The following is a 23460-nucleotide window of genomic DNA, read 5'->3' as shown; positions in this document are numbered from 1 at the left end:
CATTGGTCATGTTATTAAATATAGTAGCATATGATAATGATAATCGTTATCAATTATTAACGCAACTATAAGTTTGGAGGTTTAGTATATGGTTCGTCTTTATACAGATGATTTGTCTATTGGCTATGGTGATCGGTTAATTGTAAAAGAATTGTCTGTTGAAATACCTGATCAAAAAATTACTACGATTATTGGGCCCAACGGTTGTGGTAAATCTACTTTACTTAAGGCAATTACACGAATCATTTCACATCAGTCTGGTTCTGTCCTACTCGATGGAAAAAATGTTGCAAAGGAAAATACAAAGCAACTTGCAAAAAAGATGGCAATTTTACCTCAAACACCTGAAAGTGCAAGTGGGCTTACTGTTGGTGAACTTGTTTCCTACGGACGATTTCCTTATCAAACAGGCTTTGGACGCCTTACAAAAAAGGATTTTGAAGTAATTGAATGGGCACTTCAAGTGACTGGTACAAGCGAGTTTAAATACTCCCCTGTAGATTCCCTATCAGGTGGACAACGTCAGAGGGTTTGGATTGCGATGGCTCTCGCTCAAGAAACTGAAATAATTTTTTTAGATGAACCAACTACCTATTTAGATATGGCTCATCAACTAGAAGTACTAGAACTTCTTCAAAAGCTCAACCAAGAAGAAAAACGTACTATTGTCATGGTTTTACACGATCTCAATCAAGCGGCACGCTTTGCGGATTATATTATTGCCTTAAAAGCAGGACAAATTGTCAAAGCCGGTAACTGCAACGAAGTTATAACGCATGAAGTATTACTAGATGTGTTCAATATCAATGCTGAAATTGGCGTTGATCCAAGAACAAATAAACCAATGTGTATTACATACAATTTACTCAAAGGAGAATAACAAGATGAAAAAATTATTATTACCTATATTATTTTTGTTTGTACTAATTTTAGGAGCTTGTGGTAATGATTCTACGGATACCAAAACAGAATCGAAAGCAACGGAAGAAAAAGAAGAACCAACGACAATTACTTATCAGTCTGAAGAAGGTCCTATAGAAGTGCCCGCAAATCCTAAGCGTGTAGTTGTCGTATCGTCTTTTGCTGGTAACGTAGCTGCTCTTGGGGTAAAAATGGTTGGCGTAGATTCATGGTCCAAACAAAATCCACGATACGATAGCTATTTATCTGGTGTCGAAGAAGTATCAGAAGAGAACTTAGAAAAAATTATTGAACTAGACCCGGATTTAATCATCGGTCTTTCTACTGCACAAAGCTTAGATAAATTAAAAGAAATTGCACCAACAGTTACATTCACTTATGGAAAATTAGATTATTTAACACAGCATTTAGAAATAGGAAAACTTTTAAACAAAGAAAAAGAAGCACAGGATTGGATTAATGACTTTAAAGAACGTACTAAATCTGCAGGTGAAGAAATTAAAGGGGTTATCGGCAAGGATGCTACTGTTTCAGTAATTGAAAACTTTGACAAACAATTATATGTATTTGGTGATAACTGGGGACGTGGAACAGAAGTACTTTATCAAGCGATGGGCATAGCAATGCCTGAGAAAGTCAAAGAGATGGCATTAAAAGATGGATATTATGCATTATCATTAGAAGTTCTACCTCAATTTGCTGGTGATTATGTTATTTTCAGTAAATCGTCCGATCAAGATAACTCTTTCCAAGATACAGATGTTTACAAAAATATTCCAGCAGTTAAGAACAATCGAGTATTTGAAGCAAATGCGAAGGAATTTTATTTTAATGATCCAATTTCATTAGACTACCAACTTGATTTCTTCAAAGATCACTTTTTAAGTAAGTAATGATTAAGGAGGAATTCGAGCTAAGAATTCCTCCTTAATTATTGAGAAAGGAACGTAATATGAAATCTTCTGCTCATTTCAGTATAAAGTTCATTGTCGGTTTGTCTTTACTATTCGCTATGTTTATCGTCGCTATGATATTTGGGGCAGCTCAAACTTCGACCCAGGATTTATGGCATGCAATGTTTTCAAATTTGAAAAATGATCAAATCAATATTCTTCGTGAAATTCGTCTACCTCGAGAAGTTGCAGCGATTATCGTCGGTGCCGCACTTGCTGTATCTGGAGCTATTATGCAAGGAATAACGCGCAATCCTTTGGCAGATTCAGGCTTACTCGGACTTACTTCTGGAGCAAATGCTGCACTTGCTATAACGATTGCACTTCTGCCTGTTTCAAACTATTTAGGCATTACGATTGCGTGCTTCATTGGAGCTGCTGTAGGCGCTGTTATGGTATTCAGCATTAGCGCTGCGAAAAAAGGTGGCTTCTCTCCATTACGAATTGTACTAGCTGGAGCTGCTGTTTCTGCTTTTTTATATGCAATTGCAGATGGTGTTGGAATTTATTTTAAAGTTTCAAAAGATGTCTCCATGTGGACGGCAGGTGGTTTAATAGGTACCTCTTGGAAACAGTTAGAGATTATCAGCCCTTTTATTGGTATTGGTATATTAGTTGCTCTGTTACTCTCTAGACAACTTACTATTTTGAGTCTAAATGAAGAGGTTGCTGTTGGACTTGGTCAGAAAACCGCTCAAATTAAAATGATTCTTTTTATTGTAGTTATATTACTAGCTGGAGCATCTGTAGCAATCGTCGGTAATATGGCTTTCGTTGGATTAATGGTACCTCATATCGTCCGGGCTGTGGTCGGAACTGATTATCGATTTATCATTCCGATGTCTGTTGTAGTAGGCGCTATTATGATGTTGATTGCTGACACACTTGGCCGTACTATAAACATTCCTTATGAAACTCCCGTTGCAGCGATCATAGCAATAATGGGACTACCTTTCTTCCTTCTCATTGTGCGCAAAGGAGGAAGTGTATTCCAATGATCCAATCTCAGCTATTAAAAAAACAACGAATTCTCCTACTAATTTTACTTGCCCTAATTGTGTTAACTGCATTAATTAGCGCTGGAATTGGTTACTCTTCTTTATCATTTAATCGACTTTTACCAACCATATTAGGTAATGGGACGTTTAAAGAAGAATTTGTTTTATTTTCGGTTCGCTTACCACGGATTGTTATTACAATTCTTGCAGGAATGGCATTGGCTTTATCTGGAGCAATCTTACAAGGCATTACACGCAATGATTTGGCTGACCCAGGTATTATTGGAATAAACGCTGGAGCTGGAGTTGCAATAGCTCTATTTTTCTTATTTTTCCCTATACAGCCAGGTTCTTTTGTTTATATGCTTCCTGTTGTGGCATTTATCGGAGCTTTACTCACTGCATTTTTTATCTACATACTATCTTATAACCGAAAAGTAGGGTTGCAGCCAGTTCGCTTAATACTTGTCGGTATTGGTTTTTCTATGGCATTATCGGGTTTGATGATTGTACTTATTTCATCAGCAGAGCGTCAAAAAGTAGATTTTATCGCAAAATGGTTAGCAGGTAACATTTGGGGGTCTGATTGGCCATTTATATTAGCACTTTTACCATGGCTAATCGTTCTTATCCCTTTCACGTTTTATAAAGCAAATAAGTTAAATCTTCTAGGATTAAGTGAACCTGTAGCTGTTGGTGTTGGAGTATCAATTGAGAAGGAACGAATTGTTCTATTGCTTGCCGCCGTTGCACTAGCAGCATCTGCGGTTTCCGTTACGGGAGGTATTGCTTTTATCGGATTAATGGCTCCGCATATTGCAAAATCACTTGTCGGTCCAAGACATCAATTGTTTATTCCAATTGCTATATTAATCGGTGGTTGGCTATTACTTTTTGCAGATACAATTGGTAGAAATATTGTTGAGCCCAATGGTATTCCTGCCGGGGTCATGGTAGCTTTAATTGGTGCTCCTTATTTTATGTATTTATTATTAAAAAAATAAGAAAAAGACCGAGCACCCTTTTAGTGCATCTTGGCTTCACTAATTCCTTAGTGCTTTGGAAGAAACATCTACTACACTATTACCGGGAGAATTTGAGGAGTTGGAAGTGACTAGGTCTCTTCCAACTCCTCTTTTTTAGTCATCTTGAGGCGTATGTTTGTCCATCGCCCTCTTGGATAATTAGAGAAAAAATACTTTCCTACTCTTTTAAAAGCTTCCGAATATACCATTTCGGAAACTCTTCCCTTCTTTACCTTTAGATACTACCTATTTTTCTCTGGTTCCGCTTTCCATATGGAAAAAACAAAGAAAGTACTAATTCATTCATTGTACGAAGTTATTCTTCCCTTATAGAACTGTTGATTGGAGCGGAAGGTGGCGACTCCTAGGGGATTGGCAAGCATATCAAGACTCTGGCCTCGCGCGCATCGAAGGAAGCAGTTTCATGCTTACACGACTTGCATTGTACGTCTGCTGGAAATCAAAAGGATATCTCAACGTCATTTGATTTTCGACGAGTGAGATATCCTCTTTTCATCTTGCATTCTAGAGAAACTTTATTTTTACAATACGTCTGTTTAATAGATTCTTCGATTCAAAAATTGGTACATTCTTTCAGGAAAATCTGTAAAAATCGCGTCGACACCAATTTCTTGTAGTTTATTCGCATATATTTCGTCATTCACAGTGAACACACGGAATTGTCTTCCACTAGCTATAGCTTCTCTCCCCATTGCTCTAAAAGCTGTTGGAAAAAACGCATGTAACGCATCTGCTCCAACTATACTTGCATACTCATCAGGTTTTATCATGACTTCCATAAATAAAATAGCTGTTTCGATTTGCGGGGCCAGCATTTTAAAGTTTCTCACCATCTCATGATTGAAAGAAGAAATAACTACTCTGCTTTCTAGTCTATAATCCTTTAACATTTGATAAACTTTATCTTCCATTCCCACATACGGAAAAACATCTGATTTCAATTCTATGTTCAAATGGTGATGTGTATCTTTAAAAACGTAAAGTACTTCTCTTAAGGTAGGAATTTTTTCCCCTTTAAACTTTGTAGAAAACCATCCACCAAAATCATAGCCTTTTAATTCTGCAAGCGTCTTATCCTTAACATAACCATGTCCATTCGAAGTACGATCAATGGATTCATCATGAATAACTACAAGTTCTCCATCTTTCGTTTGATGAACATCAAACTCTACACCATGCACAGGAAGTGATGCTACCGCTCTAAAAGAAGCAATTGTATTTTCTGGATGCGTCCCTGCCGAACCTCTATGAGCGTATATTTTCACTTGAAAACCTCCCCACCAATTTACTCTTTAAATCATTATATACTGGTAGAACAAATAAAAAACCTCATACAAATATAGAAATGATATAAGACTAATTACTTTCTAGGTGGAATAGGAATATATTTCAACTTAGGTGGTCGTGCTTTTTTTAATATAATCCATTGCAAACTTGTTTGTACTTTCTTTCTTACATAAGTAAAAGGTAAAGAATTCAACCGTTTTTTCGAAATTTTCATTGTTACATGGTGTTCATTTAAATCCAATAATATCTCTCCTTTTCGATTGAATAATCTTTTCCCATTCATCTTAAAACAAGTTTATGAAAAGGATATGGGGGTTATGTTTAGTGTTTGTAAATCGATAACAAATACTATGAAGCGGGTATTTACGATTATTATTTCAAATAAATCACTTCAATTGTTTAAAAAATGATTATTGCCTTATAATGAATTTATTAAATAACTCAAATTGTCATGCGAATTATTGGATGCCATCTTTCAATTAAATTAACATACAATCCCGGAGGGCAACATGGCACACTTCATACAAAGTTTAATGGAACAATACGGATACTATGTACTTGGCATTTCACTATTCCTTGAATTACTTGCTCTACCTTTACCTGGGGAAGTTTTAATGACTTATGCTGGAATGATGGTTTTTCAGGGGCATTTTAGTTTGGTGGTAAGCATTCTAACAGCTGGGATCGGCACTTCATTTGGAATGACAATTTCTTATTGGATTGGTATGAAATTAGGGCCTAGCTTTTTTGAAAAGCATGGCCATAAAATACATTTCGGCCCCGAAAAGTTAAAGAAGACGTCAGTATGGTTTGAACGCTTTGGAGTGAAACTACTCGTAATTGCATTCTTCATCCCTGGTATTCGTCATATTACTGGTTATTTCTCTGGTATTACACGTATGCCTTTTCGAACATATGCCTTATATGCTTATATAGGTGCTTTTTTATGGGTATCAACCTTTATTTCACTAGGAAAGATTCTTGGTCCCAAGTGGGAACTGTACCATCAAACAATTTCAAAGTATTTAGTGATCATTGGAATTATCTTAGTTTTTCTGACCATTATCTACTTTTTATTTAATAAGTACCAAGAAAAACTGTACGTTTCAATCTCTATACTACTTAACAAGCTGATCGAAACTTTTCGATCGTTAAGGAAAGTTCGTTTTTTACTCCTTTTCTCATTTATCTTGTTTCTAACACTTTTCTTCTTGATGGTAGGCTTAATTCAAGATTTCTTAGCAAATGAGTTTGCTGAGTTTGACAATATAACTACCTTTATCGTACATTCTATTTTCGATGAAAGCTGGAAGGCTTGGATGACAAGATTTTCATATTTAGATTCTATTTATCTGCTTTTCACCATTTCTCTCATAACATTTATTTTCATCATGATCCAAAAAGAAAATCGTTTGTTGGATGCATCCTTTTATCTTTTCGTTTTACTTGGTGGTTCATTTCTAACAGAAATATTATCTAACTTTTTCCTTCGTGTTGGTCCAAGTCTATTACCTGAGTCATTTCCAAGTGAACAAACACTCATGACAGTGACTTTTTTTGGCTTTACATCTTTTCTTTTGGCTCGATATATTCACATAGCATGGATTAAGACAGGCGCGTTTCTTTTGGTAATCGGAGTCTCATTTCTAGTAGGACTCAGTCAAATTTATTTTAATAATCATTTCCCAAGTGATGTAGTAGCTGGATACATTTTCGGAGGAGTCTGGGTCAGTTTAAATGTGGTTTTGTTAGAAATATTTCGTTTTGTAAAATTAGAATCAATGAAATCTAATACTAAAGAGGACTGACACCAATAAAATGAAGCGTCAGCCCTCCTTTCGCTATGCGAGGATAATTTTAACATCTTACATACTTGCGTTTAAAACCAAGCTTTCCTTTATCGAATTTTTGAATACTCTCGTAAGCATTTAGGAAACTGCTTTTTTTCTTGTCCCGTTTGACCTCTACTGTACCTATTGCCTTTGCGGTCTCTACTGCCTTTTCATGGAGCGGCAAATATGAAATACCGACAGTGTATAGAAAATTATTCATAGCGGATTTCGTTCGTTCTGGGGAATCGTGAATCGTATTTTTCACAATATCAAGCATATTGGAAATCTTGCTTGCTGAAAATTCAACGTCTAGTCGATTCCCTAATAGCCAGCAGTAGCAACTCCAGCCAGCTGACATTCTCAATTCTTCACCGCTCACGATCCATTTATCAGCAACTTCTTGTGCAATATCTGACTCTGATAAAGTTACGGACACTACAAAATCGGACAACATATAAAAATACGCCGCATCCATCCAACGATTATAATCCGGCTCGGTCATGGCTTTTGGGTCTGCAATAATGCCTGCAAAATACATTGCATCGTAGTTCCCTGTGGCATACAGCTCTTCAGCTAAACGCTGACTTATCTTTATTTTCTTTGCGATTGGTTTCATAGCGCCTGTTGCAACGCCAAAAAGTGGCTCTTGCGCACCGTTGGATATGTACATTTTTTTAGTTCGTTCCTTGCCAAGGGCTTCAAGCTCCTGCATAACCATTTCTAAATTCATCGTTTAGCACTTCCTTCTTTTTATTTGCCCATCAAATTCATAACCAATATTCTAATACCCTATCTAAGCGCACTAGTGTTGTGCCGGAATCCATTAATGCATGTTACACTTTGTTTTCGAACTGGTGGTGAGAAAAACCAGGCAAAAAGACGCCCGGTCCTTTTGAGAAGAGTATATTCTTACTATTGGTCAAATGTCTCTAAAGATTTCCATTCTCTTATTAGACCATCCTACTGTCCAAAGTTAGATACAGGGATTAAGGATAGCAAATAAAACTGTAAATATGAACAAAAAGATAGATAATGAATCTCCACTTAATACTAATTCGTCTACAAGTATTCCGTTATACACTGGTATATATATTATACCTATTCTTACTAATTTTCCTTTCACGCTGTTCCTATCTTTTTATCAAATAGTAAAAACAAACATACTCTCTATTCACTTATACATGAACTTATAAAAATTTCACCCTTTTAACGGCATTAAAAAATTATCGACTTACTGACAAACACCTAATGGATTTCCGTCAGGATCATAAAAAGTAAAAAACTTAGTAGTTCCATCTCCACCAATAGAATTTACTTGGACATCTCGTTCAAGTAACAATTTGTGGGTTTCTTCAATATCTTTAGAGATAAAGTTATAATATTTCCCTACACCAAAGTTGTTCTCAGGGAATTTCATTGGTTGATGGTTTATACTTCGGACAAGACATACTACTGTTTGAGAAACATCTGAAATTTTCATTACTGCTGCTTCATTTTCAATATATATTAGTTTAAAACCAAGTTTATCTTCATACCATTGTGCTGAAATTTTAGGATCACTAATTGGTATAAATATACCTTCCATACCTATTAAAAGTGGTTGAGTCATTCCAATTGCCTCCTTTAAATACATAATCTATTTTTATTTCGCTTTAAATACGTTAAATCCTTTAAATTAACTGTATATCACTGATTCATCAGCCCATAGGGAGATTCATCTTTTTTACTTGCATTCTATTTTTCATTCGTTTAATATATAAATCGTAATAATTACGTTTTAAAAAAGGAGAAATAGTATGCAATTAACAACTCAAATTCCTGTTACTGTACTAAGTGGATACCTTGGTGCTGGGAAGACGACCGTATTAAATCATTTGCTCTCGAATAAAGAAGGAAAGAAAATAGCTGTCATCGTAAATGATATGAGTGAAATTAATATAGATTCCCAGCTAATTCAAGGTGGCGGTTTTTCCAGAACAGAAGAAAAACTTGTTGAGTTAACAAACGGCTGTATTTGCTGCACATTACGTGAAGATTTAATGATTGAAGTAGAAAAGTTGGCAAAACAAGGTGACATCGATTATATCGTCATCGAATCGACTGGAATTTCCGAGCCTATTCCTGTTGCTCAAACTTTTACATATATAGATGATGAAGTAGGGATTGATTTATCTAAATATTGCCGATTAGATGCCATGATTACGGTAATAGATGCATTTCGCTTTTGGACAGATTACGAAAGTGGGGAGACATTGCTTGAACGTAAACAAACAGATGATGAGTATGATCAAAGAGACGTTTCCGACTTACTAATTGACCAAATTGAGTTTGCAGATATTCTAATTGTTTCTAAAACAGATTTGGTAACACCTGACTATGTAGAAGCTTTTCAAGCGTTCTTGCGAAAAATGAATCCAGACGCGGAGATTCATACAGTTGAAAATGGAAAAATAGATACTTCTGTCCTACTTAATCGTCAATTATTTGACTTCGAAAGAGCTTCTAGTGGTGCTGGATGGATAAAAGAATTGAATGAAGAACATACCCCAGAGACAGAGGAATATGGCATTAGTTCGTTTGTTTATAAAAGAGAACGCCCATTTCATCCAACAAGATGGGAACAATGGTTAAGAAAATTTCCACAAGAAATTGTCCGTTCCAAAGGCTTCTTTTGGTTACCTACAAGAAATGAAATGGCTGGATTAATATCTCAAGCTGGTTCTTCCATTCAGTTTCAAGGTGCTGGATATTGGATTGCTTCACTTCCTAAAGAACAGCAGCAACAAATTTTTGAAGAAGATTGTTCTGTTTCAAATAGATGGGACAATGAACACGGGGACCGTCAGACGGAGATTGTATTTATCGGGATGGATATGAACAAAGAAGAAATAGTGACAGCATTAGATGAGTGCTTATTAACAGAAGAGGAAATGAAAATGAATTGGTCTTTAATAGAAGATCCCCTTCCTGCTTTTGTTAGCGCTAATTGATTGCACTTTTTCCCAACATTAGTTTACCCATTAAAATAGTGAAAAGGATGACCAAAACGGGTCATCCCTTTCTATAAAATTTCGTATGATTGTTCTTCCTAAATCCTGCTTTTTTATAAACAGATAATGCATTTTCATTGTCTGTTTCCACATCTAGATAAACATCCGTCTTGCCTAAATGATGTGCTTCATTTTTTGACCAATTTAATAGACTAGTTGCAATTCCACGGCCTTGTGCTTTCTTATGCACAGCAAGTCCGGTTACCCATAATTTATCGGAATCATCCACGATAGCAACAGTACCTACAACTTCATTGTCTACCTTAACAACTATTAGTCTTCGATTGGGAGTTTCCGTATTAAAGGCGATCATCTCTCTGGCTTCCTCTTCTGTGTCGCCAAATGCGCTTACTAACACCTCAATCAACTCTGTATCCTGTCCATTATATGGGACGATTTCTACTTTATCGAAAGTATCATTTGCCTCTGCATTTGAGTACATTGTTATTTCAGAAAAGTCATGTACATAGCCAAATTTCTTTAATAACTGTTGACCCGCTTCCGAATTTTCATGTACCAACGCTAGATCTGTTTCCGCTCCTCTAAGCTTTAAATTTTTTTCAAGCTCCTTCACTAGCTGTTCACCAATACCTTGCTTGCGAACGTTTGGCGATACAACCGAACTCCATTCAAAATCTAATGTAGCAATTCGATCAATAGCAGTTAATACTCCAACTAGTTTATCTGTTTCATCCTCGTATGCTAATACACAAAATCCTTTTAAATAATAATCGGTAAGTTCATCGACACTTAGTAGTGATGTGTAATTTGCTTTGTCCCCTAATAATGTTTCTTGCATTAATCCTTTTATTTCATTCATTGTATCTACATCTAATGGAATTGAAACTGTCATATAAGAAATATGCATAAATCCTCCTTAAACCTTCGCATTCGTCATCATTTTAAAATATCGACCTTTTTGTTTTAATAAAGCTTCTTGTGAACCAGATTCGATAAGTTTTCCATTCTCCATTACGAAGACAAGGTCCGCTTTACGAACAGTATTTAATCGATGGGCAATAACAAAGCTTGTTCTACCTTCCATTAATCGTTCGAGTGCTTCTTGAATTTTCAGTTCTGTGACCGTATCAATACTAGACGTTGCCTCATCTAGTAAAAGAAGTGCAGGATCTGCTACTAGTGCTCGTGCAATCGATAATAACTGCTTTTGCCCTTGGCTAATTTCTCCTCCATCAGCTGTTAATACTGTATCATATCCGTTAGGTAGCTTCATAATAAAGTCATGAGCATTTGCTTCTTTCGCAGCATATAACACCTCGTCATCTGTTGCATTTAATTTCCCATAACGTATATTCTCTCTAACAGTCATTTCAAAGAGAAAAGGATCCTGTAATACGAACGCTGTTTGACTTCTTAATGTATTTCTCGGCAAGTTATCCATTGGTATACCGTCAATTAATATACGACCTTCATTTACTTCATAAAAACGGGCAAGCAGTTGCATTATAGTTGTTTTCCCTGCACCAGTTGCACCGACTAAAGCGGCGGTTTTCCCAGCTTCTACATGGAATGAAACATGCTGAATGGTTGGACTTTCCTCTTCTTCATTGTATTTAAATGTTACATCCTCAAACGTGACATTTCCTTTTAGTATATAGTCTTTGTTATCTATTGCTTCGTCTATCTCTATTGTTTCATCCATAATAGCAAAAACACGCTCTGCCCCTGCGATCGCAGAAAGTACAGTATTGAATTGGTTTGCTAAATCATTTAGAGGTCGAGTAAACTGACGTGCATATTCTGTGAATATCACAATTTCCCCAATCGATACCTTACCATAATACGCCAACACACCGCCTGCAGCTGCGACTAGGGTAAAGCTCACATTATTTAGCAAGTTCATTACTTTGGGAATAAAACCCGAGTATATGAGTGCCCAAAATCCCGTTCTTTTTAGCCGTTCACTTTTTACTGAAAACTCTTCCAACATACGACTCTCTTGAGAGAAAGCCTTAACTATTCTTTGACCAGAGATTGTTTCTTCAATCATGCCATTTAGTTCACCTACCGCTTGCTGCTGCTCCTTAAACAATTTCGACGTTCGTCTCGTAATCCAACGCATTGCAAAATACATAAAAGGAACAATTATAAGCGTGATAGCCGTCAATAATGGACTTAAAAGAAGCATTACTACAGTGGTCCCAACTAACGTTAATATACTTGAAAATACTTGTATAAATGATGAATTCAACGTTTGACTGACGTTTTCAATATCATTAGTCATCCTACTCATTAGTTCGCCGTGCTGTCTTTTATCAAAGAAAGCTACGGGTAGTTTTTGAAGTTTATTAAATAGACCAGTTCTCAAGCGATAAATTGTCTGTTGCGATATTCCTATCATCCAATAACTTTGTAAATACATTGAAACCGACAAAAAAACATATACCACTACTAGTATCCCGATCATATTCAACAGCCCTGCAAATTGTTCTTTCGTAATATAATTGTCAATTATTATTCCAATCATATAAGGACCAAGTAGGGATAACGCAGAACTTACAACTACTAATAATAGAACAATGATTAATAACAGTCGTTGCTCGTCTACTAATTTCCAAATACGTGCAAGTACCCCTTTCCAGTCAGAGGCTTTTTCCACTTTCTTCTTAGTACTTTTCTTTAAGTCGTTCTTTGTTACGATAGGTTCATATCCAAAAGGTTTACGAATGAAGTTCAACATGATGGTGTCCCTCCTGCTGTGATTCTGCGATTTCTCTATACAAATAAGAGCTCTCCATCAACTCATCGTGCGTGCCATAAGCGGAAACTTCCCCTTCTTCCAGTAAAAGAATTTGGTCCGCTCCCTTAGCAGTTCTAATTTTTTGTGTAACGACAAGCATCGTTGCCTGTTCATTTTCTAACGCTTCCCATAATGCATTTTCTGTAGAAACATCTAGCGCACTCGTACTATCATCTAACAATAAAATCTCTGGCTTACGAACTAATGCTCGCGCAATTGATAGCCTTTGCTTTTGTCCACCCGATAAATTAACACCTTTTTGGCCAACCCTTGTATCATATTGATCTGGGAATTGCTCAATAGAATTGTGTATTTGCGCTTGCTTAGCAGCTTCTTTTAATAATTCTTCCGTTGCGGTAGAGTCACCCCAGCCTAAATTTTCTTCAATACTACCTGTAAAAAGGATGGATTGCTGTGGCACAAGTCCTATCACTTGTCTAAGTTCTTTTAATGGCCAATCCTTTACTTCAACCCCGTCTATGAAAATGTTACCCTCTGTTGCATCAAAGAATCGCGGGATTAAGTTAAGCAGTGTAGATTTCCCTGAACCTGTCGCACCCATTATAGCGAGTTTCGAACCAGGTTTAACAATAAAGGATATATCCTTTAAAACTGGTGCATCTGTTGATGGATATTGAAATGAAACATGTTGAAACTCAATTTCACCCACTCTAGGAATAGTACCTGCTGTATTTGTATTTATTTCTTCTATCCCCTCTTCTACTATCAATACTTCCTCCATACGCTCAGCAGAAGCTTTTGCTCGAGAGAAAAAGACGATGATAAAGGAAAACATTGAAAAAGCACCTGTCATACGCATTGCATAATTAACAATTGCCACAAGTTGCCCCATTTGTGCTCCTCCAGCTTGTATTTCCTTAGCACCAAACCAGAGTACCGCCATTAAACTTACGTTCATCACAAATAGAAGAACAGGTAATATTAACTCCATAATTCTAAATGCCTTCACATTATCGATTTTCAATACATCCGCGACTCCAGCAAATCTGCTTGACTCAAAGTTACCACGTAAATACGCTTTTATTAAGCGAACCGCCTGCAAGTTTTCTTGTACTTTTCTAGTTACTCGGTCTACACTTTTTTGTACTTTAGCAAAAAGCTTCATCCCTTTTCTACTCATAAAGTATAGAAAAATGACTAAAAAAGGTGCACCAATTACTAAAAACAATGCTAAATATGCATTTACAAAAAAAGACATGATAATACTTCCAACAACTACTAACGGAGCTCGTAACATAATGCGAAGTCCCATGAAAAATAAGTTTTGTGTTATTGTTACATCATTTGTTAATCTTGTGATTAAACTTGCGGAAGGAAACTTTAGAAAAGTTGCCATCGTAAACGATTGGATTTTTTTAAAAAGTACTTGGCGTATATCATATCCATAGCTTTGTACAACATGCGAAGCGATATATGTATTAATAACCCCTGCTAAAAATGCAATCACAGAACAGCCAAGCATAATACTTCCCCAAAAAATAATCGTTCGCTGGCTTTTTGCCAAAATTCCATCATCGATAATAGTTGCTATCAATAATGGCTGAATTAACTCTACGGAAAGTTCAATAAGCATAAATAATAATGCTATAATGACAAGCCGTTTATATGGTGATAAATAAGCAAAAACTGTTTTCACGTTTATAACACCCCTAGATTCTTCGTAACTCGAATTAATTATTGTTAAACTTATTATGCCATAAGTTACTCTGAACTTATAGAAAAAGATGATCTATTGTTTGAATCATCTCATTCTGTAGAAAATTTGAAAAAATTGAGAACGGAAAAAGATATTCGCTTTTCATGTATAAAGAATTTCATCCAGTTATTTTCCGAAGCTACCGCTCGCTTTCCGCGGGCGAAGAATCGAGTATCCTCGTCGCTCCGCTCCTGTTGGTTCTCGATTACTCCTCTTACCCGCAAGAGCTTGATGCTTGCCCCTCAGAAAGCGTCCACCTGCAGCGAAAATCAACCTGTTCATGGCATAAAAATTAATATACTTTCTTATTTTTAAAAATCAAAAGGTTTCGTGAGTTTTGACATTCACGAAACCTTTTATCTTTAAACAGAGCTAATCTATTAATTCATCAATAATTATTCAAATTACTATTATTTTTTTTGTTTCAGAACTATTATCTTTTTCCACTTAATCTCTCCCGCAATGGAAAGCCATGTTACAAAAGCTAGCATAACAATTACCCCAAAGTATTGCCACGCTCCAAGTATTTGTCCAAACCAAATCACTGAAATAACCATTGCTGTTAAAGGTTCCATACTAGAAAGAATACTTGTTTCTACAGCAGTTATGTATTTCATACTTGATAAAAAGAGCACAAATGCAATTGTACCGATTAGAATAACGGCAGCAATCATCAAATTCACTGGGAACTCCATCAAGTTACTCCATTCATTTGTTCGCCAAGACTGAGTAACTATAGCTAAAACTACACCACCGACTAACATTCCCCATCCAACAACAATTAGTACTCCCCATTCTTTCATAAGTTTAGCTGGATAGACTGTATAGATTGCAAACGTAATACCAACACACAAACCCCATAGCAAAGCTCTAGTACTTATCAATAACTCGTCTATTCTAGCATTCGTCAATAAGAAAAACAGACCAATGAGTGTGCCAATGATACCGATTACTTGATATTTAGGTGGGAACGCCTTGTTTCTCCATGATACATACAAAATAATATAGATAGGACCTAGAAATTGTAATAACGTCGCAATAGATGCATTACTTGCTTCAATTGTAGCTACAAATGTATATTGTGCCCCTAACATCCCAAAAACTCCAAAGACAATTAGTTGCCTCCACCAACTTGGTTCTTTCCAAATAGTAAAAATCTTCTTTCCACTCAACTTCATAAAAACTAATATGCATATACCAGCGATCGTTAAACGGATTGTTAAAAAAAATGGAATTGTTAATCCACTATTTTTTAATACCCATTCCATCATTGGGCCAGATGCACCCCAAAGCATAGCACCAACTATTATTAGTATAATACCTTTCCAGCGTTCCACTTTATATTCACCTCATTCTCATTGTTCTAATTTTAACTTAATTACTATGTAATTCAACGTAAAAAAGACCTTGTTAACACTAATAATGATAGATATTTATATCTATCAACATTAAAAAAGTGAATATATTGTTCTATTGTAATGACTAAATTCTCTCTATTCTATATAATTAATAGAATAATAATGAAAGGGGTCATAGAGATGCATTCTATTGAAGCATTACTAGATTCATGTAGTACTATTTTCAGCCATTTACCTTATCCTACTTTTTTAACAAATAAAGAAGGGAATATTGTCTGGTGGAGTAGGGAAGCTGAAAAACATTTCGGATATACCTTTGATGATGCAAAATCAGAGCATCCCCCTTTGTTTGATAATAGTCTACAAGGACATTTTTCTTCCATATTAGAAAACCAATTACATAATGTGGAGCCTATTCGATATGATTCCGTCCTACTTAATCATTCAAACGGTGAACAATCCATGGCTTCTCTTTTAGCAAAATCATTTACTTTCGAGCATGACCGTTATGTTTTATTTGTTATTGAAACCGATTATATTTCTAATTCAGAAGCATCTTCATTTTTAGAGTTACAGTTATTGAAAAAAAATCTATCCGAATCATTTATGATACTTTATTTAGATAAAGAAGGTTTAATTACACATGCGAATACACATTTTTTAAAGAAAAGTAACTGGACCCCGAAAAGAATCTTAGGAAAATCTTTCTGGCAGCTATTCCCTAATACACCTGACAATACAAAAATAGCTGACAATATTATGAATGTACTTAATAGAGGCGAAAGATTCCATGGTGCAGTGGAGAAAACTACAAAAGACGGAACAAATTACTGGGTAAATCTACTTGCCATTCCTGTAACTGATAAAAAGAATCATACGCTCTATTATTTACTATTGGAAGAGGAAATTACGGAAAAGAAATTATTTCAGTCCCGTCTAGAACAAATAGCTTATGTGGATATGGAAACAGGACTTATGAGCAGACACCGCTTAGAAGGCGTCGTACAAGAATATATTGAAGAAAAAAGGAACTTTTCTTTTGTTTTTTTTACAATCGATCAGTTTTATACATTGAAAGAAATATTCAATGATCAAACGGAAGCCGAATTATTAATTGAATTTACTAAAAGATTAAAAGTTTATTTTGAAGAGACAACCATAGCTCGAATTGGTAGGGATGAATTTGCCCTTCTGACTCCTTTAAGTGATTGGTATATTCAAGGGTTTACGAATTATTTAAAGCAGCATCCAATTTATTTAAATAACAAGATCGTTCCAATTACAATTAGTGGGGCAATTACTAAGTATCCAGAAGATCAACAATCCTATATTCACTTAATAAAGGCTTCAAATGCCACTATTCAGAAGGTTAAGCAAGGTGGTGGCGGCTCTATTGTAAGTCTTTCTCAATCTGATCAAAATAGACTCAGTCGAACGATACAAATTGAAAAACGATTATTAGAAGCTTTAAATCATCAGGATCTTCATGTAATGTACTTACCACAAAAAGATGTACAAACAGGCAAAATCACTTCTGTTGAAGCTCTCGTTCGTTGGGAAGATGAAGTACTAGGTGTAGTTTCTCCAGAAGAGCTAATTCCGATAGCCGAAGAAACTGGATTGATTAATGAGATAGGTAATTTTATGCTAGAAAAGTGTTGTGAGCAGGCATCTGTTTGGCAAAGCAAAGGCTTTCCTATTAAAGTAAGCTTCAACTCATCTATACGAGAATTTCGAGATAAAAATATGGTTAAAACAATACGTAAAATGTTACAAAAGTATAATTGTTCGCCAGATACTTTAATAATAGAAATTACAGAAAAATTCGCATTAGAAGCAGAAGCAGAGAAATCAATTATCCAACAAATGCAAACGTTGCAGGCGGATGGTGTGTCATTTGTGCTAGATGATTTTGGCACTGGCTACGCATCTTTAAGATATTTACAACTTTTGCCCATCAGCCAATTAAAAGTGGATAAATCGTTTATTAGCTCCCTGTTGCAACAAGAAAAGTTACAAAGTCTAGTTAAAGGTTTAATACAATTTGGACACTCCTTGAATATTAGAGTAGTAGCAGAGGGAGTTGAAACGGAAGATCAATTCACGCTATTAATGCAAATGGGTTGTGATTCGATTCAAGGATATTATGTGAGCAAACCTATTTCAGCAAGTGAAATAGAATCACTATTAAATAAAGAAACAAAAACCGTGAAAAACATATGAGTTTTTCACGGTTTTAATTTCGGCTTCTTTAACGCCATTAATAGTAACTTTGTAATTATTTCAGCAAATACTAAGCCAATTGCTATAGCTCCTGAAATCATTAATGCTCGCGATGCATATTGAATAGCTACTCCATAATCTTCTTCCACAATATGACGCATTGCATTATATGCAACCCCACCTGGAACTAAAGGAATAATTCCGGCTACACTAAAAATAATCATTGGCATTTTAATCCGTTTTGCCATTAAATGTGCAACAAATGCAATTGTAAATGCTCCAGCAAAAGACGATTTGACAGGATCATTTGATAAGTGATCTGTAAAAGAATAAATTAGCCACCCTGTCATTCCAACAAGACCACAATAAAAAAGGGAGTTTTTCGGAGCATTGAAAACTATTCCAAACGCCGTTGCAGCAATAAAGCTTAATATTCCTTGTAATAGATATGACATAGGCTTCCTCCCCTTACAATGATAAAATAATTGCAACCCCTGCACCTATCGCAGATGCTGTAAGAAATGCTTCTGCTCCTTTTGATAACCCTGATACAAAATGCCCTGCCATTAAGTCCCGTACAGCATTCGTAATAAGAAGTCCCGGAACAAGCGGCATGACAGATCCAATAATAATTTTGTCTACTTCATTGCCAATTCCATATGCCACCGAGAATGTCGCAATGCTACTAATAACTAAAGCGGCTAAAAATTCCGCGAAAAATTTTACTTTTGTTCTTAACTCTAACTTATCGGCTATAGCATAGCCAATCCCCCCCGCAAACATAGCAGTTGGAATATCAATTAGCTTAGCACCAAACAGTATTAGAAAAGCCCCCGAGGCAATTGAAGCAGCAATAATTTGAATCCAAAATGGGTACATTTTATGTTCTTCATCAATTTTATTCAACTCTATATATGCAGCCTCTAATGATATTTCATCATTAGCTAACTTTCTTGAAACTGCATTTACAAGTGCAATCTTCCCTAAATCTGTTGTTCTATTGTTAACCCTTACTAATCTGGTAGGAAGTGCTCTATTTCCGCTGAAAATAATTCCAGTAGGCGTTACAAAACTTTGCGATTCCGTCAATTTCTGTGATTGGGCCATACGATCCATTGTATCTTCTGCACGGTATGTTTCCGCTCCACTTTCCATCATCAATCGACCTGCGAGTAAGCAGCATTCTACTGCTAAATCATAGTTTGGAGTCAATCGGAACACCTTCCTTCCTCTATGTACGATAATCTTATCGAACGCTAGAAATAAAAACAATATAAACTAAAACTTTTTCATACATTCATCCGTCTAATCTAATATAATATAATAAGAAAAACACCAGGCCCTATTTTCCCAGTTCGAAACCAGCTTTAATAGGAGTACCGTTTTTATTACGTCGAGTACAGGAGTTCCAGGCTCCTGGTTATAATTTCTTGTTTTAAAAGAGGAGAATTACCATGTCCACAAATCCAAGATCCAGAAAAAGAAGTCACTGGATCGACATTATGTTTATTGTTTCTATCATCTTATTAAGTAGTTTAACGGCATTTCTTCTTTTTGTTCCTTCTCCTTCTGAGAAAGAAAGTAAAGTTTCAGCAAGCCATTCCCCTAAGGCACAGGAAGAAGTAAGCGAAAGCGATTCAGTCTATCCAGGGATTCGTATCATCACAGAAACATCTAATGATATAGATACACCTTTTGCAATTCAATATCCCCAAAGTGATGTTCCAAGTTTCAACAAAATCGTGAAGGGATATACCCAAAATCTAAAAACACTATATTTGGAAGATACAAAGTATTTTAGCGAAACAAAAAAGCATACTAAAAGTGAGCTAAATATATCATTTGAAGTTTTCCAGCACACCTCTGGTTATTACTCATTTGTCATCCATTCGAGAATGTATACAGGTGGAGCAAACGGTATATCAGAAACAAAAATCATTCATTTACATAATCAATCAGGACATATGCTTACGATAGAGGACCTTCTTGCAAAAAACGAACAATCACTGGAGAAGCTTTCCGCAAAAGTAAGGAAGGCAATAACTTCCGATAAACAATTAAGTCCTTATTTACTGTTGGAACAATTCGATGAAAAAACATCTCCAAAATGGGGAAATTTCAGCAATTTTGTATTGAATAAAAATTCACTTGATTTTTATTATGATGAATATGAGATAGCATCAGGAGCTGCAGGAGCTACAACGATCTCCATTCCACTCTCTGATTTAGATGATATATTAGCAGATGAATATAAACTTCCAGTTGGGAAGGGAGATTCAACCCCTCCTAATAATGTTCCGGAAAAACAAACATCTGTTGAAACAGAAACACCAAAAGATGAAGTAACAAAAACACCCTCATCTGGTAAAGTAGTAGCCCTAACATTTGATGATGGACCTAATCCAGAAACAACAAGAAAAATTTTAGAAACCTTAAAAAAGTATAATGCAAAAGCTACATTTTTTATGCTTGGAAGTAGAGTTTCATTTTACCCTGAGGTAGTTAAAGAAATAAAAGAAGCCGGCCATGAATTAGGAAACCATACATGGACACACTCTGATTTAACAAAAGCTACTGTCGGAAAAATAGCATCTGAGATTAATAATACAAGTAATGCAATAGAAAAAGCATCTGGCAGTAAACCTACTGTGTTCCGCCCTCCATATGGAGCTGTTAACAAAACTGTTCGTAGCCAGTCTCCCCTTCCCGTCATTTTGTGGGATGTAGATACACTCGATTGGAAATATAAGGATGCTAAACACTTGCTAGAACATGTGAAAACACATGTAAAAGATGGTTCAATCGTTTTAATGCATGATATCCATGCTTCAACTGCGGATGGCCTGGACGCTGTGCTTGCTTATCTACAAAGTGAGGGTTATACGTTTGTGACTGTTTCTGAGTTAAAAAAATAGACAAGCTGCAATCGCACTTTGTCTTCACTTATTTCCCGAGTGCTTTTAACGAAACATTGGCTACACTATTACTGTAAAATTTAGAGGAGTTGGAAGTTATTGCGTCACTTCCAACTCCTCTTTGCATGCTCGACTTGCAAGTCTCCGCCTTCAGCAGAAATTAACCTGTCCATGGCATAAAAATTGATATACTCTCTTATTCTTAGAAAAAGGATGAGGTCAACTAAAAAGTTGTTCTCATCCTTTTTTCTATAAATATTAATACGTCAACTTCCCTATTTTTTCAAAGTTACTCAAGTTATAACTTGTTATTTCTTTCATGGATATTGTGTAGAGAGAGTCCCCGACATAAACCATACGCTGAATACTAGTTTCCCAGTCTTCATATAACTGAGCTGGATTTTTAGATTTCAATAAATTACCTTTCAAAGCAATTCCCTTTTCAGGAGTAATTTCATAGATTAAAGAACCTTCTTGTTTAAATTGAGAATATTCTTGTCCGGCACCTTTTTCATATATCGAAACAGGAAAACCATACAGATTTTTTTCTTCATATTGGAATAATGCATGGTGATCATACTGAATAGGTGAGTAAGTTCCTTGACCACCAATTACTTTTGTATCCAATTCCTTTGGATTGTTAAGGTCAGTTACGTCAAACAACGAGATTTTCATTCCTTCTGTCATAATAAGCGGTTCCTTGCTACCTTCTTGTGGTACCGTTTTCGTTTCATACCCAAATCCGATTAGATGGTTTTCATCTAGAGGATGTAAATAGTTACTAAAACCTGGAACTTGTAATTCTCCTAATACTTTGGGAGCCGTTGGATTCGCTACATCGATAACAAATAATGGATCCGTTTGTTTGAATGTAACCATATATGCTTTATCACCCATAAACCTTGCAGAATATATTCTTTCTTTTTTTGCAAGACCTGTTAAAGAACCTACAGTTTTCATTCCATTATCTAGGATAAATAGATTGTTTTCAGAAGGTTCATTTTCGTCCCAAGTGTTCCCTTTTGTTGTAACTAAACGGAAATAACCATTATGCTCATCCATTGAAAACTGATTTAATATAGTACCCGTTACTCTACTTGACGCAACAAATTTTATGGTTGCATTGTTTAACTCAAATTTAAATATTTTTGTATCCATTTTTCCAGGGTTCCAAATTAGTTTTTGCACAGTTGGTGTAATATTTTCATATAAAGTGGAAGTTAAATATAAATTTTCTTTAGACATGTATAGTTGTTCACTTCCACCTAAGAAACCTTTTGTATTTACTTTATTTCCAGCTGGATCTGATAAATCTATTGCTGAAACAATACTATAGCTCGCTTCTAAAGTGTTTGGAAGAATAGAGATACTATCGTAATTCAAAGGTCTAGGCTCTTTATCTAGTTTAGAGTCATAGATGAACGGACGTAGCTCTGAGTCACCATTCTCTTCCATCATCCAATACCTTGGATAAACAGAAGTAACATAGTAGAGTGTATTATCCGTTAATCTTGCACCGTTCATATAACCTTCTGTTCCAATCTCTCTAGACAATTTTGGTGATTTGGGATTTGAAATGTCATAAAAGTACACAGTTGTCAACTGATTCCTAGGTAGCGCTATTCTAGCCATGTCTTGAGTACTTTTCAAATCTAACGACTGATATATATTTTTTTGCCCCATAATAATCAATGTACGATCTGATAATAAAAGCTGAGTAGGATAAAAATCATCCCCGAATTTTATTTTACTCTCTTCTTTCATATTCATTGGATCTTCCACATTAATTATTGCTACATTGTTTTCATTAATCGTAAATATACGAGAACCATCTGTTTTTACACTATCCGCTTCATCGACACCTTCTACTTGGTTATTTGTCGTAGAATGATCGCTACTTTTATCACTAGAAGAGTCTCTTTCACTTAAAGCCATTATGTCCTCTGAGACAACTCCCACTCTATCCCCATGTACCTTTCTCACTAACTCAAAATATGCAGTTAGCTCTTCTTTCGATTTAACCGCTTGAATCTCTTTAAACACTTTAATCGGGAATTTTGTTTTACCAAATTGATTTTTTACATGTAAGATGTACGACCCTTCTTCAAGTCCTGTTACCACTACAGATTTTCCATCTTTCGAAATACTATGCTTTACATTTACTTCCTTTCCTTGTTGATTAGTTACATACATATCCCCTTTTTCCCAGGCATTTTTACTAACGACCGAAGAAAACTTTACTTCTAATGGTTGATGTGACATTATCACTTCTTGTGCACTTACTATCGTTTTTGTTGAAGCCAATACACTTACAAAACCGATAATTAAAACTATAGTAATTAGCCAAATACCGCTCTTTTTCATGGTGATCACCCTCTCCACTTCTTTGTTAATCCATT

At 35.6% G+C, this 23460-nt stretch carries 19 protein-coding genes; 8 read left to right on the top strand and 11 right to left on the bottom strand.

Translation table 11 applies throughout. The annotated features are described in order from the left end of the window. Positions 1-88 precede the first annotated feature (88 nt). Genes ACFVR1_RS05885 through ACFVR1_RS05870 form a run of 4 tightly spaced genes read left to right on the top strand, consistent with a single transcriptional unit; the run spans position 89 to position 3876 of the window. Positions 89-880, top strand: coding sequence for an ABC transporter ATP-binding protein (locus ACFVR1_RS05885; RefSeq protein ID WP_387581610.1), 792 nt, complete (start codon positions 89-91; stop codon positions 878-880). A gap of 4 nt (positions 881-884) precedes the next feature. Then, positions 885-1814 carry an iron-hydroxamate ABC transporter substrate-binding protein gene (locus ACFVR1_RS05880; protein WP_387581607.1) on the top strand — a complete coding sequence of 310 codons (930 nt, stop codon included), beginning with the start codon at positions 885-887 and terminating at the stop codon, positions 1812-1814. A 59-nt stretch (positions 1815-1873) separates the two neighbouring features. Beyond that, the gene (locus ACFVR1_RS05875) at positions 1874-2872 is read left to right on the top strand and encodes a FecCD family ABC transporter permease (RefSeq protein WP_387581605.1); all 999 of its coding nucleotides are present in this window, start codon (positions 1874-1876) and stop codon (positions 2870-2872) included. Continuing rightward, the gene (locus ACFVR1_RS05870; protein WP_387581602.1) at positions 2869-3876 is read left to right on the top strand and encodes a FecCD family ABC transporter permease; all 1008 of its coding nucleotides are present in this window, start codon (positions 2869-2871) and stop codon (positions 3874-3876) included. Before ACFVR1_RS05875 ends, ACFVR1_RS05870 begins: the two co-directional genes overlap by 4 nt. A 578-nt stretch (positions 3877-4454) precedes the next feature. Here ACFVR1_RS05870 and ACFVR1_RS05865 read toward each other — a convergent pair. Beyond that, positions 4455-5183 carry a glycerophosphodiester phosphodiesterase gene (locus ACFVR1_RS05865; protein WP_387581600.1) on the bottom strand — a complete coding sequence of 243 codons (729 nt, stop codon included), beginning with the start codon at positions 5181-5183 and terminating at the stop codon, positions 4455-4457. Positions 5184-5278: 95 nt separating this feature from the next. After that, complete coding sequence (locus ACFVR1_RS05860; RefSeq protein WP_387581597.1) at positions 5279-5446, bottom strand: hypothetical protein; 168 nt, start codon at positions 5444-5446, stop codon at positions 5279-5281. Between the two features lie 268 nt (positions 5447-5714). Here ACFVR1_RS05860 and ACFVR1_RS05855 point away from each other — a divergent pair, with 268 nt between their 5' ends. Continuing rightward, positions 5715-7013, top strand: a complete 1299-nt coding sequence (locus tag ACFVR1_RS05855; protein WP_387581594.1) for a bifunctional DedA family/phosphatase PAP2 family protein — start codon at positions 5715-5717, stop codon at positions 7011-7013. Between the two features lie 49 nt (positions 7014-7062). On the opposite strand, the gene ACFVR1_RS05850 is transcribed toward ACFVR1_RS05855, so the two are convergent. Then, positions 7063-7767, bottom strand: coding sequence for a DNA alkylation repair protein (locus ACFVR1_RS05850; protein ID WP_387581592.1), 705 nt, complete (start codon positions 7765-7767; stop codon positions 7063-7065). Between the two features lie 501 nt (positions 7768-8268). Then, the gene (locus ACFVR1_RS05845; RefSeq protein WP_387581589.1) at positions 8269-8646 is read right to left on the bottom strand and encodes a VOC family protein; all 378 of its coding nucleotides are present in this window, start codon (positions 8644-8646) and stop codon (positions 8269-8271) included. Positions 8647-8833: 187 nt separating this feature from the next. Between ACFVR1_RS05845 and ACFVR1_RS05840 the strand changes: the two genes are divergently transcribed. Further along, on the top strand, positions 8834-10027 hold the full coding sequence (locus tag ACFVR1_RS05840) for a GTP-binding protein (RefSeq protein WP_387581586.1): 1194 nt from the start codon (positions 8834-8836) through the stop codon (positions 10025-10027). A gap of 61 nt (positions 10028-10088) precedes the next feature. Here the strand turns inward: ACFVR1_RS05840 and ACFVR1_RS05835 are convergent, their stop codons facing one another. The 4 genes from ACFVR1_RS05835 to ACFVR1_RS05820 form a co-directional block, all read right to left on the bottom strand. Next, positions 10089-10955 carry a GNAT family N-acetyltransferase gene (locus tag ACFVR1_RS05835; protein WP_387581583.1) on the bottom strand — a complete coding sequence of 289 codons (867 nt, stop codon included), beginning with the start codon at positions 10953-10955 and terminating at the stop codon, positions 10089-10091. Between the two features lie 9 nt (positions 10956-10964). Continuing rightward, positions 10965-12788 (bottom strand): ABC transporter ATP-binding protein, encoded by a 1824-nt coding sequence (locus ACFVR1_RS05830; protein WP_387581581.1) that lies wholly within the window; start codon positions 12786-12788, stop codon positions 10965-10967. Next, positions 12769-14505, bottom strand: coding sequence for an ABC transporter ATP-binding protein (locus ACFVR1_RS05825; protein ID WP_387581579.1), 1737 nt, complete (start codon positions 14503-14505; stop codon positions 12769-12771). The genes ACFVR1_RS05830 and ACFVR1_RS05825 overlap by 20 nt, the downstream gene beginning before the upstream one ends. 470 nt (positions 14506-14975) lie before the next feature. After that, positions 14976-15902, bottom strand: coding sequence for a DMT family transporter (locus ACFVR1_RS05820; RefSeq protein WP_387581577.1), 927 nt, complete (start codon positions 15900-15902; stop codon positions 14976-14978). 201 nt (positions 15903-16103) lie between these two features. On the opposite strand from ACFVR1_RS05820, the gene ACFVR1_RS05815 reads away from it, so the two are divergent. Further along, complete coding sequence (locus tag ACFVR1_RS05815) at positions 16104-18146, top strand: EAL domain-containing protein (protein WP_387581575.1); 2043 nt, start codon at positions 16104-16106, stop codon at positions 18144-18146. Positions 18147-18151: 5 nt separating this feature from the next. On the opposite strand, the gene ACFVR1_RS05810 is transcribed toward ACFVR1_RS05815, so the two are convergent. Then, entirely contained in the window at positions 18152-18601 is a 450-nt protein-coding gene (locus tag ACFVR1_RS05810) for a threonine/serine exporter family protein (protein WP_387581572.1), read from the bottom strand. 13 nt (positions 18602-18614) lie between these two features. After that, positions 18615-19367, bottom strand: a complete 753-nt coding sequence (locus ACFVR1_RS05805; RefSeq protein ID WP_387581570.1) for a threonine/serine exporter family protein — start codon at positions 19365-19367, stop codon at positions 18615-18617. Positions 19368-19600: 233 nt separating this feature from the next. On the opposite strand from ACFVR1_RS05805, the gene ACFVR1_RS05800 reads away from it, so the two are divergent. Next, positions 19601-21061 (top strand): polysaccharide deacetylase family protein, encoded by a 1461-nt coding sequence (locus ACFVR1_RS05800; RefSeq protein ID WP_387581568.1) that lies wholly within the window; start codon positions 19601-19603, stop codon positions 21059-21061. Between the two features lie 258 nt (positions 21062-21319). Here ACFVR1_RS05800 and ACFVR1_RS05795 read toward each other — a convergent pair whose 3' ends face one another. Further along, on the bottom strand, positions 21320-23425 hold the full coding sequence (locus ACFVR1_RS05795) for a beta-propeller domain-containing protein (RefSeq protein ID WP_387581566.1): 2106 nt from the start codon (positions 23423-23425) through the stop codon (positions 21320-21322). Positions 23426-23460: the final 35 nt, after the last annotated feature.

The organism is Psychrobacillus sp. NPDC058041 (assembly GCF_042885655.1).
In the GTDB taxonomy this organism is placed as follows: domain Bacteria; phylum Bacillota; class Bacilli; order Bacillales_A; family Planococcaceae; genus Psychrobacillus.
The sequence above is the reverse complement of the archived record's forward strand: the minus strand, read 5'-3'. Positions and strand labels throughout refer to the sequence as shown.

What these genes read in the sequence shown, in the direction of transcription:
- ACFVR1_RS05845 (WP_387581589.1), bottom strand. Translation starts at nt 8,646, where the DNA reads ATGACTCAACCACTTTTAATAGGTATGGAAGGTATATTTATACCAATT.
- ACFVR1_RS05870 (WP_387581602.1), top strand. Translation starts at nt 2,869, where the DNA reads ATGATCCAATCTCAGCTATTAAAAAAACAACGAATTCTCCTACTAATT.
- ACFVR1_RS05880 (WP_387581607.1), top strand. Translation starts at nt 885, where the DNA reads ATGAAAAAATTATTATTACCTATATTATTTTTGTTTGTACTAATTTTA.
- ACFVR1_RS05830 (WP_387581581.1), bottom strand. Translation starts at nt 12,788, where the DNA reads ATGTTGAACTTCATTCGTAAACCTTTTGGATATGAACCTATCGTAACA.
- ACFVR1_RS05800 (WP_387581568.1), top strand. Translation starts at nt 19,601, where the DNA reads ATGTCCACAAATCCAAGATCCAGAAAAAGAAGTCACTGGATCGACATT.
- ACFVR1_RS05815 (WP_387581575.1), top strand. Translation starts at nt 16,104, where the DNA reads ATGCATTCTATTGAAGCATTACTAGATTCATGTAGTACTATTTTCAGC.
- ACFVR1_RS05855 (WP_387581594.1), top strand. Translation starts at nt 5,715, where the DNA reads ATGGCACACTTCATACAAAGTTTAATGGAACAATACGGATACTATGTA.
- ACFVR1_RS05875 (WP_387581605.1), top strand. Translation starts at nt 1,874, where the DNA reads ATGAAATCTTCTGCTCATTTCAGTATAAAGTTCATTGTCGGTTTGTCT.
- ACFVR1_RS05795 (WP_387581566.1), bottom strand. Translation starts at nt 23,425, where the DNA reads ATGAAAAAGAGCGGTATTTGGCTAATTACTATAGTTTTAATTATCGGT.
- ACFVR1_RS05810 (WP_387581572.1), bottom strand. Translation starts at nt 18,601, where the DNA reads ATGTCATATCTATTACAAGGAATATTAAGCTTTATTGCTGCAACGGCG.
- ACFVR1_RS05850 (WP_387581592.1), bottom strand. Translation starts at nt 7,767, where the DNA reads ATGAATTTAGAAATGGTTATGCAGGAGCTTGAAGCCCTTGGCAAGGAA.
- ACFVR1_RS05835 (WP_387581583.1), bottom strand. Translation starts at nt 10,955, where the DNA reads ATGCATATTTCTTATATGACAGTTTCAATTCCATTAGATGTAGATACA.
- ACFVR1_RS05840 (WP_387581586.1), top strand. Translation starts at nt 8,834, where the DNA reads ATGCAATTAACAACTCAAATTCCTGTTACTGTACTAAGTGGATACCTT.
- ACFVR1_RS05885 (WP_387581610.1), top strand. Translation starts at nt 89, where the DNA reads ATGGTTCGTCTTTATACAGATGATTTGTCTATTGGCTATGGTGATCGG.